The 12,767-nt window shown below is 55.5% G+C and carries 11 protein-coding genes; 9 read left to right on the top strand and 2 right to left on the bottom strand.

Annotated elements, in window-relative coordinates:
• Positions 1 to 23 precede the first annotated feature (23 nt).
• The 9 genes from eif2g (at position 24) to MVB78_RS10735 (ending at position 11,607) form a co-directional block, all read left to right on the top strand.
• On the top strand, positions 24 to 1,253 hold the full coding sequence (gene eif2g / locus MVB78_RS10775) for a translation initiation factor IF-2 subunit gamma (protein ID WP_297491379.1): 1,230 nt from the start codon (positions 24 to 26) through the stop codon (positions 1,251 to 1,253).
• Between the two features lie 30 nt (positions 1,254 to 1,283).
• Positions 1,284 to 1,697: a PIN domain-containing protein gene (locus tag MVB78_RS10770; protein WP_297491262.1), complete on the top strand. Its 414-nt coding sequence runs from the start codon at positions 1,284 to 1,286 to the stop codon at positions 1,695 to 1,697.
• Positions 1,698 to 2,106: 409 nt separating this feature from the next.
• Positions 2,107 to 4,599, top strand: coding sequence for a CARDB domain-containing protein (locus MVB78_RS10765; RefSeq protein ID WP_297491260.1), 2,493 nt, complete (start codon positions 2,107 to 2,109; stop codon positions 4,597 to 4,599).
• Between the two features lie 4 nt (positions 4,600 to 4,603).
• Positions 4,604 to 5,365 carry a CGP-CTERM sorting domain-containing protein gene (locus MVB78_RS10760; RefSeq protein WP_297491258.1) on the top strand — a complete coding sequence of 254 codons (762 nt, stop codon included), beginning with the start codon at positions 4,604 to 4,606 and terminating at the stop codon, positions 5,363 to 5,365.
• A 187-nt stretch (positions 5,366 to 5,552) separates the two neighbouring features.
• Complete coding sequence (locus MVB78_RS10755) at positions 5,553 to 6,329, top strand: HD domain-containing protein (RefSeq protein ID WP_297491376.1); 777 nt, start codon at positions 5,553 to 5,555, stop codon at positions 6,327 to 6,329.
• A gap of 140 nt (positions 6,330 to 6,469) precedes the next feature.
• Positions 6,470 to 7,114 (top strand): DUF434 domain-containing protein, encoded by a 645-nt coding sequence (locus MVB78_RS10750; protein WP_297491256.1) that lies wholly within the window; start codon positions 6,470 to 6,472, stop codon positions 7,112 to 7,114.
• Positions 7,115 to 7,242: 128 nt separating this feature from the next.
• The gene (locus MVB78_RS10745; RefSeq protein WP_297491254.1) at positions 7,243 to 8,457 is read left to right on the top strand and encodes a hypothetical protein; all 1,215 of its coding nucleotides are present in this window, start codon (positions 7,243 to 7,245) and stop codon (positions 8,455 to 8,457) included.
• Between the two features lie 30 nt (positions 8,458 to 8,487).
• Complete coding sequence (locus MVB78_RS10740; RefSeq protein WP_297491252.1) at positions 8,488 to 9,720, top strand: hypothetical protein; 1,233 nt, start codon at positions 8,488 to 8,490, stop codon at positions 9,718 to 9,720.
• Positions 9,721 to 9,735: 15 nt separating this feature from the next.
• Positions 9,736 to 11,607: a hypothetical protein gene (locus MVB78_RS10735; protein ID WP_297491250.1), complete on the top strand. Its 1,872-nt coding sequence runs from the start codon at positions 9,736 to 9,738 to the stop codon at positions 11,605 to 11,607.
• A gap of 8 nt (positions 11,608 to 11,615) precedes the next feature.
• Here MVB78_RS10735 and nth read toward each other — a convergent pair whose 3' ends face one another.
• Together nth and MVB78_RS10725 are read right to left on the bottom strand one after the other, a co-directional pair.
• Positions 11,616 to 12,329 (bottom strand): endonuclease III, encoded by a 714-nt coding sequence (gene nth / locus MVB78_RS10730; protein ID WP_297491248.1) that lies wholly within the window; start codon positions 12,327 to 12,329, stop codon positions 11,616 to 11,618.
• Positions 12,298 to 12,732, bottom strand: coding sequence for an ATPase (locus MVB78_RS10725; protein WP_367271012.1), 435 nt, complete (start codon positions 12,730 to 12,732; stop codon positions 12,298 to 12,300). Before MVB78_RS10725 ends, nth begins: the two co-directional genes overlap by 32 nt.
• Between the last annotated feature and the right edge of the window lie 35 nt (positions 12,733 to 12,767).

The following is a 12,767-nucleotide window of genomic DNA, read 5'->3' as shown; positions in this document are numbered from 1 at the left end:
TTTTTAGCCTTAGGGTGAGAGATATGGCCGATGGTAAGTTCAAACAGGCTGAAGTCAACATAGGCATGGTCGGTCACGTTGATCACGGTAAAACCACACTGACGAAAGCCCTAACCGGAATCTGGACCGACACCCACAGCGAAGAGCTCAGGAGGGGCATCACGATAAAGATAGGCTTCGCCGACGCGGAGATAAGGAAGTGCCCGAACTGCGGCAGGTACTCAACTTCACCGATCTGCCCCTACTGCGGGCATGAAACCGAGTTCGAGAGGCGCGTTTCATTCATTGACGCACCGGGCCACGAGGCGCTGATGACCACGATGCTCGCAGGAGCTTCCCTGATGGACGGGGCGGTTCTGGTAATAGCCGCGAACGAGGGCGTAATGCCTCAGACCAGGGAGCACCTCATGGCCCTGCAGATAGTCGGCAACAGGAACATCGTCATAGCCCTCAACAAGATCGAACTGGTTGACAGGGAGAAGGTCATAGAGCGCTACCACGAGATTAAGGAGTTCGTTAGGGGAACGGTCGCCGAGAACGCCCCGATAATCCCGATTTCAGCGCTGCACGGTGCGAACGTTGATGTCCTCCTTGAGGCCATAGAGAGGTTCATACCAACGCCGAAGCGCGACCCGAGCAGGCCACCAAAGATGCTCGTCCTGAGGAGTTTCGACGTCAACAAGCCTGGAACCCCGCCGGAGAAGCTCGTCGGTGGCGTCGTGGGCGGCTCCATCGTCCAGGGCAAGCTCAAAGTGGGGGACGAGATCGAGATAAGGCCAGGTGTTCCCTACGAGGAGCACGGGCGGATAAAGTACGAGCCCATAACGACCGAGGTGGTCTCGCTCCAGGCCGGTGGAAGGTTTGTTGAGGAGGCCTACCCCGGCGGCCTCGTTGGCGTTGGGACGAAGCTCGACCCCTACCTCACGAAGGGCGACCTGATGGCCGGAAACGTCGTCGGAAAGCCCGGCCAGCTCCCGCCTGTCTGGGACGAGCTGACCCTTGAGGTTCACCTCCTTGAGAGGGTTGTAGGAACCGAGGAGGAACTGAAGGTCGAGCCGATAAAGAGGAAGGAGGTGCTCCTCCTGAACGTCGGGACGGCCAGGACGATGGGCCTCGTTACAGGCCTCGGAAAGGGCACCGCCGAGCTGAAGCTCCAGATACCAGTCTGCGCCGAACCCGGGGACAGGGTAGCGATAAGCAGGAAGATCGGTTCGAGATGGCGCCTCATAGGCTACGGCTTCATCAGGGACTGAACCCTTTCCTTTTCTTCCTTGGTGGTTCCTATGGAGAGGAAGGAGTGGCTCGTTATCCCTGACACGAACTTTCTCCTCGTGCCCGGTCAGTTCGGCGTTGACGTAATCTCCGAGCTTCACAGGATCCTGGACGTCCGCTTCAAGATCGCCGTTCCGGACGTCGTTCTGCGGGAGCTCGATCTCGTAGAGAGGAAGTCCCGCGGGAGGGATCTGCTCGCGGTGAGGATGGCGAAGAAGCTCGCGGAGAGGTTCGAGACCCTCAAGGTTGGTGAGTTCGGGAAGAGACCGACGGACGACCAGATCTTCGACTTCGCGGCAAAAAACGAGCACGTCATAGTCTGCACCAACGACAAGGATCTCAGGAGAAGGCTCCGCGAGAGGGGAATTCCGGTGGTTTACCTCCGCTCGAAGAAGGTACTGGAGCTTGAGGGCATGTTAGAGTGAGATGCTTACCTCCCGGAACCCCTCGGCGCCATGGGTCTCATCATGCCCCCCATTCTTGCGGCGTTTATTGTGAGCTCGCCAAAATGTTGCCTGCGGCAAGCTCCCCTTTCCCTGCTCAAGTTGCCCCAACGCCTGCGCTCTCCACTTCTTTTCGTTGATCCAGATGTAAGCTATTGCCTTTGTGCCCATGTGCCCTATTAAGCTGGGCGTTGGTTGCCTCAAGGGGCTCCAGCGGGCCCTGCCTTTTAGTCCCCTTTGATTTGGTTTCCCCGGTTTTATCACCGATGGTTAATAGAGAGGTTTTTAAGTAGAAGTGCCCTACTTTAATCTTGCCAGTTTGGTGGTGATCCCATGAGGAAGATAGTTGGCATGGTACTCCTGCTGGTTGCCCTTCTGTGGGGGGGGTACTTTGACGAGCGCCCTTAGAGTCCAGCCGGACGTTATCCTGAACCCCGACGTTGAGGTCAGGGACATAGCCTACCCGGACAGGATATGTGGAAACAGCGAGACCGCTTTCACCGTGCAGCTCTACAACGCCGGCCAGTTTACGGGCATCGGGACGGTTGAACTTTACATCGACGGCAATCTCGCGGGCTCTACCATCATCGATATCCAGCCCGGTGAACTCCTCAACGTACCCTTCCAGGTGAACGTTCCTCCCTCCGGCAACCACCAGGTAAAAGCAGTTTATGAGGGCAAGTTCTCGACGAGAACCAGGACTGAGACCTTTGAAGTCAACGACAACGACTGCGACGGCTGGCTCAACGAGATTGAGGAAGAGTACGGGACAAACCCCGACAACCCGGACACCGATGGCGACGGCGTTCTCGATCCCGACGACATGGATCCGCTGGGCAATCTGAAGGTTGAAATCGACATCTTCAGAATTCGCGGCCTGGACGCCCTACCGGATTCCGGCCTGGGATTCAGGATACATGGAAAGGCCATTGAGGGAATCGACGAACAGAACTTTTCAAAGACGATCTTCCTCAATCAAAACGAGAACGACTTTGAAAAGTACCTGCCCGCTGGGGAGAGTCCCCTGAGCAGCATTCAGGACCAGGTAATAGCAACTATAGAAGTTGACGTTCCCGACTACTGGGATTCTGTCACGGTGACTTTTAATGCCTCCATAGTTATGAGCGATCTCTCTGAAGTTCCCCTCGATATATCGCCCCAGCCGGACAAGAGGGAGGCCCTCCTATATTTCAACGTCCTCAAAGGAACATGGTCAGGAGACGATGCCCCGAACGATCACAACGTCCGCTACGGCTACGGTCACCTGAGCGGTGCCGGCGACGGCTCAGGCTCCTACAGTGAGGGATCGGGGGGCTATACGGAGCCCTTCTCAAAGTACTACGGTGACCTTGAGGCCCTCGGCTACAACCTGAGCGTCGTTAACATAACCAGCGTTCGCGGATGGGACGGATTGGACGAGATCGATTACCGCTCATCTAAGGGCCCGGTTAGAGTTTTAAAGCCCACCGAAGTCGTGGAGTTCACGCTCAAGCTCCCCGACGGGTCGATTAGGAGGGTTCTTCTGATAAACAAGCACGGGGCGAGGATAGTTCCGTTCAAGCCCCCGAGGGCACCGCAGGGGATAAAGACCGACGCACCGCTGGACGATCGCTTCAAAGCCGAGCTCGAGAAGATCAAAAACGGCTCCTTCCTGGTTAAGGGCAAATTCCTCACGGGGGCTCTGCCAGTTCCAAAAACCGCCGAGGTCTACACGGTTGACAGTCCCGATGAAGACGACGCGGAGATATGGTTCTTGGTTCGGATCATAGATGAGGACGGCGACAGCATACCCTACTACAGGGAACTCGGGCTCAACTACGATCTTGAGCAGAACGGCTACATCAAGAGGTTTGACCCGAGGAAGAACGACATGTACGGCGACTACGATGGGGACGGCGTTCCGAACAGTGCGGAGCTCTTCATAGGTAAGGACCCTGCAAAGCCCGACGTTCTTGGGATAAAGCTCAGCGTTGCAGTTGGCTGGGATGCCAACCAGACTTACCTTACCCAGCTCGTTAAGGGCTTCCAGAGGGCGAGCCAGGTTATCTACGATTATACGGACGGCTACGCGATGATAGCCGAGGTCAACATAACGAACAACGCTCCGGAGGGAAGCGAAAAGTGGAGGGAGTCGATGGTGAGGCTAACTTTGAACAAAACGAATCCCGTCACATATAACGGTTTCTGGTACTGGAAGTGGGTGAAAAACCTTGACGGAAAGGAGAACGGGTACATAATCTTCCCGTGGGACTGGTTTAACGATCCGTTGAACAAGGGCTGGTACGGTGGCATGGCTCACGAGCTCGGCCACTTCGTGTTTGGCATAGATGACGAGTACGGTGCGCCATTTTCATGGGATCCGAATCAAGATGGCAAAATGGATGGGTTCACCTACAATGACTTAAAGAATCTCCTCGCCAATGAATATGGTATAAAGTTCGAGAAGATGAAGACGGTAATGGAGGCCGGTGACTTGTGGACTGAGATAAGCACGCCAAGGGACTACGAGGTTTTCAAAGAACAGCTCGAAAACGTTTCAAGAGAATTAGAGAACAAGACCGGATACGGATTGCTGGAACTAATCAAAAACTACGGCGGACCCAAAGACCTAGCCTCCATTGAGGAGATAATGCCCACCCACTGGCAGAGTAACTACACAATTGATGGTCTCAAGCAGAATCATAAATCTGCTTGGGAGGTCGTGTTCGCACTTCTCGCAAAGGGACACACCTTAGGGCATAACTATGTCTACGATATAGATGCGGGCTTGTATTTGGATCTAGACTTTGACGGAAAAGAGGACGATCAATTACCAGCCAACTATACAGCCAAAACCGGCCCGTACACGGGAGTTGGATACTACATGATCGCCCGGTGGGGGTGAGAGGATGAAGCGTTTCCTTCCCTTGCTTTTTGTCTTTTTAATATTCCTCCAGCCGGTTAGTGCGTTTAATGCTCTCGAAAAACTCAACCAAAACCAGACTTATCTCTGCGTCTGTATTAGGGGAGAGGCGATTGCGAGGAATGGAACTCCTCCAATGAATCCATTTAACGATGTGTCAATATACAAGGCTTACATTATACTACCCTACAACGAGACACATGTGTGGACAATCTACTATTCCTCAAACGGGAGAAAAACCGAAGGACCAGACAAATATTACCCTCAAACTCCCAGAGTGCCTTTCAAGCTCTCTGAGTGGAATCTTTCGAAGATCCTTGAGGAGTACCAGTGGGGGGTTGAGAACTATCTCCCGAACGTTAGTGGGGGACACTGGTATAAGGGTTACTGGAACAGTACGATAACAAGGTGGTACGCGGAGATTAACGCGACTACGTTCAAAGTGATCCTCCACGGTGCTTATTGCGGCGAGTGTGAACAGTACATTACCTTCGAATGCTGGAGAGATGGGACTAATGTAACTTGCCAGTGGGGCAAGCCAGTGCTTAAGGTAATAACTCCTCCGTGGGCGCCGAAGGACACGACAACCAGTACAAGCACTAAAGCCAAGACCACGAGCACAACATCAAGAACCACAAGTGCACCGTCAAGCACTCAGAGCACTACATCCACCAAGGAGAGAAAACTCTGCGGGCCGGCCTTGATAGTTGGGCTGGCTTTGATTCCAGTACTCGTGAAGAGAAGGTAACCAGATCAGGGCTTTCTTTTTTATTCCCCTGTACCCTCATATCCTGGAATCTTCAAACTAAGGCCTCATCCTAAGACGTTGGCAATACAAAAACTTGTGTAACCCCGAACCTAAGAATTGGAAGAGTTTAAACCCCAACATTCAAAACCCTTAAAACCCCACTCCCCTACCCCCCTGGGTGAAGGCAATGTACACCGAGGAGGGACTGCTTGAGGAGATAAAAGCTATTCTCGAAGACGATGAGCTCTTTGAGCTTTACGAGAGGGCCTTTCGCGAGTACCACTACTACTTCGAGACCACCAACTACATAGTCCTCAACGTCTACGGCTTCAACGACCACGGGCCGGTGCACGTTCTCCTGACTACGAGGAGGGCCCTTGAGCTCCTCAGGATCGTCAAGAATGCCGGGATGAGGACAACCGCTGAAAAGCTCGGAAAGCCCCTACGCTGGAGCAAGTTCATAGTGGCCTTTGGCGCGCTCTTCCACGACATCGGCAACATGATACACAGGAACATACACTACGAGTTCAGCGTCTTCCTTGCGGAGCCGATAGTTGAGAAGCTCGTGAATGAGTTTGAGGAGCGCGACCCACTCCTTCTCAAGGCCCTCACTTTAAACGCCATCTACACCCACGACGAAGCGGTTCCGTGCACGACCATCGAGGGCTCGTTGGTCACCATAGCCGACGGCTGCGACATGGAAGCCGGTAGGAGCAGGCTGGCCTACAAGAAGGACAAGGTTGACATCCACGCGGTCTCGGCCCTAACCATAGAGAGGGTTGAGATCGGAGAGGGAGACGGGGAGCACCCGATACTCATAGAGATCTGGATGAAGCATCCGGCAGGGATCTTCCAGGTGGACGAGATACTGACGAAGAAGGTCAAGAGCTCGCTCCTCAGGGGGAGGGTTAAGCTGAGGATACACACGGGGATGCAGGGGGAGGTCGTGGAGAAGATCGTTTGAAATTTCACATTTTTTCTGAAAACCTTTGCATTTTAGGGAGGGAGGAGGTCAGTTTGCGATTATCGCATCCCGCCGTCTCTTTAGATCGCGCTTGGGTGATCTTAGGGAAAAGGTTATTTGATGGACTCCCAAGGTGATGCATGCTGCTTGAGGCGTACCTGGACCTGAAGTACCTCCTCAACAGGGGCTACCGAAAGAAGGGCGCCCTCGAATTCGTTGCCAACCACTACAGGCTGACGGGAAAGGAGAGGCACCTTCTCGCCAGGTGCGTTTTTCCAGACTCCTGGATAGAGGAGGTCAGGAGGAAACTGCTGAAACCCGGGGATCTAAGGGGCTTGGAGCTCGCCGTAGACGGCTTCAACGTTCTCATAACCACGGAGTCCCTCATTGAGGGGAGGGCCGTACTCTGCGAGGACGGCCTCCTCAGGGACTTAAAATATCAGGGAAAGTACCGGGTAAGCGGGAGGACTGGGCAAGTTGTAGAGACCGTTCTGAAAGGGTTGGCGGAGCTCAGGGTGGGGAGAGCGGTCTTCTTCTACGGAAAGAACGTGCCGAAGAGCGGACTCGTCAAAAAGCTCACCTTGGAGAAGATGGCAGAACTCGGACTGAACGGAGAGGTCGTTCTCGTGAGGAGCCCTGACTTCAAGCTGAAGTCCTTTGAGAACGTCGCCACGGCCGACGTTGGAATAATCTCAAAGGTCTCAGGGGTCTTTGATGTCCCGCTCTACCTCAGCGGGAAGGTCGGTAAACCGGTGGACTTCAGGGAGCTCATCTCCACATCCTGAAACCCACCTCTCCCCGCTTATACGTTTTTCGAAATGCTGCAGATTCATCTGAAACTTAGGAAAGGTTTAAGAGGATGGGCTTCATAAATTGATTAGTAAAAACTACCTCAAAGGTCGGAGGGAATAATATGAAAGAAATTGGAGGTATAGTGCTGGTTTTACTCTTGTTCGGTCTGGTCTTTGCCAGCGGTTGTCTCGGTGGCGGCTCTACCACCTCAACTTCTCCCTCGACTTCAAAAGGGGGAAGCTCAACGACCCATTCATCCGTTTCAAGCACGGGAACCGGCCAGACAACGAGCCCCACTCAGACGTCCACGGGAACATCATCGGAAACTACCGCCTCTTACACCACGACCACCACAACGGGAACCACCGGAACCGCCGGGGGCACGACGTCTCAATCCACAACGGGCACGGTAACGACCACGACAACTGCAACAACGACAACGAGCACGGCTCAGAGGGCCTACTGGAGCAGTCCCTGGGAGTACAGCCCCGTACAGGTCGGAAGCAACGTTTACAACGTCACCTACTATAAGATACGCTACAAGGTTCAGCCCAACCAGAGCGCCCCCGTCTACGAGTACATTGTGGAGAAGAGCTTTGGGAAGACCAAGGTTCGCGTGTACGGGATGGACATTTACGGCAGCAAGGTCGACTTGGGGGAGCACGAGGTCTACGAGTACAGGAGCGTTGTAACGCCCGTGAAAGCGAAGACGGTAAACGGAACGCTCATCCTGAAGGTGTGGTACAAGAAGAGCGTCGGGGACGCCTTCATCTACCCCTGGGACGTTGAGTGGGCCTCTTATATAAGCCCCTCCGGATCGCCGAACGCCAACAACTTCGTGGGTCTTGAGATCGACTACGAGGATAGGAACTTTACCCTTCTGAACGGGGCCGCCTTCCGGAGCGGTCTGTTCCCGTACTTTGAGGGTGATGGCAAGCTTATGAGCGACCTGGGCGGCGACCTCTCGAACCTCTACCTCGGCCTCTTCGCCGTTGTGCACCTCACGATATGGGATAGCTTCAAGTCCCACAACGTCTTTGAGCCGCAGAGCGGTTCTGTGACCGACAACAGCGGCCACACCATAACCTGGAGCTCAGAGCCGGACGGAACGGTAACCTTCTCAGGCATACCCTTCGACCTCGTTCAGTTCAACTGGAAGTACAGCGGGGTTCCCGAGGGGACGAGCATAACCGGGAGCGGAAAGTTCTCGCCCTCCCTCTTCCTGCCCGTGGAGGTTTCGGGCCACGTGACCTACAGGGACAGCAAGACGGGCAAGAGCACAACCGTGTACGGCTACATCAAGCTCGAAGACCTTAAGCTCGAAAAATCCGGCTGAGCCTTTTTTTCTTCCTAATAACGCAAGGGGATGGGCATGAGGGTAGGGGCGGCTTTGATCGTCCTGCTGCTCCTGTCGGCGGCTGCAGCGGCCGGCTGCTTGAGCGGTGGGGCGGGAGAAGGAAAAACAACCTCCCACGGGATGGTTCAGAGTACCGGCCCTTCGACATCAGCCTCACCGTCTGGGACTTCCGACTTTCCCTCCCACACGACGACTTCCAGTGCATCCACCGTCGCGCCGAGCTCAAGTGCAGCGGGGGGCAACGCCACCGAGACCCAGAGTACCCAGGCACCTGAAAGGTGGAGCATGGAACTCGTCTGGAACGCCTCGACCTCGGGCGTTCCCTTCATGGACATGAGCCCCGACGGGAGCCTTTCAGCGGCGGTTGACTTCGAGGGGGCGAAGCTATACCTCGTCAAACCCGACGGTGAGAGCGTCGCCTTCGACGTCCGGGGGGAAGACCCGGTTAAGCCGGTTATTGATGGCGTTGCCGTGAAGGACGGGGAGGCCTACGTCCTGGCAGATTACACTGAATTCGCCGGCCTGAGGATATATTCCTGGGAAGGAGAGAGGGGGGAGGAGAGGCACGGCTGGGCCGGCAGTGTGGCCGATGATATCGCCCGCTCGCCGAGCGGAAACCACGTCTGCTACCTCGTAACCCCCAACGCGGGAAAGCAGGAGCTCTACTGCGACGGGAAGAAGCTGACCCTGGGCTCCGACGAGTACGAGCTGCACTCGGTATCCGATTCGGGAGTGGTTGTCCTTGGAATCGGCGATAAGTCCCTTGTGGTAAAAGAGGGCGAGAGGCTCTTAGAGATCAACAGCGGGAGCGTTATAGCTTACAAGGACAGGCTCCTCGCGAGCGAGGACGGGAAGCTCAGGGTTTACTCGCTTAACGGGGACGTTCTGGCCGAGAAGGAAGGGTACACCTTCAAGATGACGACGCTGATGCGCTGGACTCTTGTCCCTACGGGGAAGTACCTCTTCAGGTACGAGCCCCTCGAGGAGGCCTCCGTCCTCACCTGGAACCTCACCGAGGTCAGAACCCTTCCCGGCTTCCCCTACTTCGCCAACGAGAACTTCGTCGTCATGGGCGATGGGAACACCCTCCACTGCTACTCCCTTAAGGACTTCCACGAGGTCTTCAGCGTTGAGGTGCCCGATACGGTCGGCTACGTCAGGCTCAGCAACGATGGGAAGGTTCTCCTGGTATCGGGAGACACCGGCGGCTTTTGGCTTTACCAGGCCGCCTACGAAAGCTGAAAGGGTGGTGGTAGTATGGGAAAACCCGGTTTGGCGATATTGCTGGTTGCGGTTGTTGTTTTCGGAGTTGTTGCCAGCGGATGCCTTGGCGGTGGCAATGGGGGCACATTCCGGAGTCCCTCTACCTCCAGCAGCTCTGAAAGTGCTTCTTCCACCAGCGGAAGCGGCGGGAGTTCTGGAGCTGGCGGAGGCAGCGAAACCACTGAATCCAGCGGTGCTGTGTCGGCAACCTGGGAGACCCCCTGGGACGCTTACGATCCGGTGATGGTCAACGGTGAGGGCTACTACATCACCTACATCAGGTACGCCTTCACAGTCAAAACCCCGGAGGGCACTAAGACCTACGAGGTAGAGAAGAGGAGGGGCTACGTCAAGACCCACATCTATTCGGACGAGAACGGGCAGAAGAAAGACCTCGGGGAGTTCAACCTCTTCGCCTACTACGAGAGAATGACCCCCCTGAACGGCAGCAATATGACGGGGCCCTTTGAGTATCTGATAGCCGTCAGGGGTAGAACCAAGGAGACCGATCAGTGGTTCCTCAACCCGCTTCCCAACTTGGGTGCCCTGGGAACAGGGGGGGCCGTGATCGCGGAGGCCCGGAGCGGCAGCAATTACTTCTACTGGAGCAATCCAGCCGCGCTGGGCCGCTATTCGGAGCTCCCCTACAAGGAGGGGGATCTGGATTCAGTCCTCGGCGACATCGGGGAGTACATCGGGCAGGCCTGGACTGCACTGTTGGGCTCGGGAGCCTGGAGCGGTTTGGAGGGCCACGACCTCATGAAGAAAGACCAGTACAGCTTCTCCTTCATGGGAATGGAGTACAGCTACAAGATAGAGCCCGATGGAACAGTTACCCTCGACGGGAAGACTTTCCGGGTGAGCAACGTGAAGTGGAGCTATTCCGCTATGGGGGCTACCCTCCAGGGGAGGGCAACGATAGCGCCGGCGCTGCCGGTTCCAATAGAGACTGAGGGCACTTTCGCCAGCTTGAGCACGGGAGCAAAAGGATACTCCAGGCTCAAACTCGAAGGTATAAAGTTAGAAAGGGAGTTCACGGGGATAGACGTCAGTATAGAGAAGCCGAATTCAGCCGGTGAGGGCGGGGGCGAAACGGGCAGTCAGAGTAGCACCGAGAGCCAGACAGAGACGGAAAGCCCCTCAGGAGGTTCTAACAACTGGAGGCTCGCCTGGGACGCTTCAAAGCCGCTGACGATAAACGGAAAAAGCTATACCGTCCGGGAGGTGACCTACGACATCACCTACAGACTGCCCGGGAACGACTTCCACTACACCCTCACGAAGGGCTACAAAGCTTTGGACAAGGGGTACGAGGTTTACGCCCTTGCAAAGCTCGATGACGGCTCAGAGTACGACTTCAGGGTCTACACCAACGAGCTTGGAGAGTACACCGGCTGGGTTCTCTGGGTCCCCTCGGTCTTCCAGCTCCTTGAGAGCGGTGAGGACTACACGAAGGAGACCATCAGTGGGCCGAGCTGCAGCTACGAGATCGACTCAGATGGAAACTTCCAGGGGGATCCCAACTGCGGCGCCCAGATACGCGGCCATCCCCTCGACGGGATATGGGACGTCTTCAACGGCTTCGCCGGCGGTGTCTACGGGGACGTCGTGGAGGTAACATCCCTGAGCGGCTCGGGAGGCGGCTATTCTGTCTCGAAGGACGGGAGTACGAAGCTCGGTTCCGTTACCTTCCAGCTCTACAACGTCACCTGGAGCGGCAGCTGGATGGGAGGGCCGGCCAACGGCTACACCCTCCTGGCCGAAGAGCTCCCGTTCCCGGTGGAGATAGCCGCTTCCTTCGGAAACTTTGAAGGGGGAGCGTACCTCCACGTTAAGCTGATCGACATAAAGTTAGAAAGCCAGTGAGTCCTTTCTCATTTTATGTCCTCGTCCTTCACAAGTCCCTTCGCGTAGGGACAGAGCTCCCTGAGGGGACACTCGTTGCACCTCGGTCTTATCGGCTTGCAGATGCTCCTCCCGTGGTCGACCATCGCGTGGTTCACGTATATCCACTTCCCCCGCGGGATGAGCTCTCGCAGGTACTCCTCGACCTTCTCGGGCTGAACCCTCGGTGGAGCCAGACCGAGGCGCTTGCTTATCCTGTTGACGTGCGTATCAACCGGAATCGCCTGTTTCCCAAAGCCATACGCTAAAACTATGTTGGCGCACTTCCTCCCTATTCCGGGCAGCTTCATGAGCTCGTGAACGTCGTCGGGAACCTTTCCGTTGTACTTCTCGAGGATTATCCGCGAGGCTTTAACGATCCACTCGCCCTTCGTCTTCCAGAGGCCGACCCCCCTCTTCCTGAGGAACTCCTGCATCTCCTCGACGGGCGTTTTTACTATCGTTTCGATGTCCCTGTATTTCCTAAAAAGCTCATCCCAGACGCGGTAGGTGACCTCATCGCGCATTCTCTGGGAGATTATGCAGTGAATCAGGGTCCTGTACGGGTCGCCTATGAGGAGCTTTTCTCTGGGGTGCGTCTTCATGAGGATTTCGACTATCCTCTCGGCCCTCCTCTTCTTCTCCTCCCAGCTCTCCTCGAAGGTGAAAAGGCTAAGGTCTAATGATTTTGACGCCCGAGCCATGGATTACCACCACCGAATCTTCGGTTACCCTAATTCCTTTAAGGGGCTTGAACTCCTCGCTATAAAGTTTTTGCCCCTCCTTGGAGAGCACGACGACCTTGTTTCCGAGGACGACGACAAAGCCCTTCCCGAAGGGGATGACGTCCTCAACTTCCTTCTCGAACTCGACGTTGACGGCATCGAGGTTCCCGGTCGAGAACTCGATTTTCGTCGAGCTCGTTACCTTGAGCGGAGAAGGCTCAGCTAAGAGAACCTTGAAGCGGAGCAGTTCTCCAATCAGCTCAATGACAACTTCCTCGCTGGTTTTAACATCCTTCCCGAGGAGCTTGCCCTTTATCACTTCCGCGAAGTCGGGGGTCAGTTCGGCCTCAAAGAGTGGCTTGAGAACCAGCCTCATGCCCATCACCTGAGGGAGTTGGGCGGGACCTTAATAAGGGT

Source organism: Thermococcus sp. (assembly GCF_026991495.1).
In the GTDB taxonomy this organism is placed as follows: domain Archaea; phylum Methanobacteriota_B; class Thermococci; order Thermococcales; family Thermococcaceae; genus Thermococcus.
This window is presented reverse-complemented; position numbering and strand designations above follow the sequence as displayed.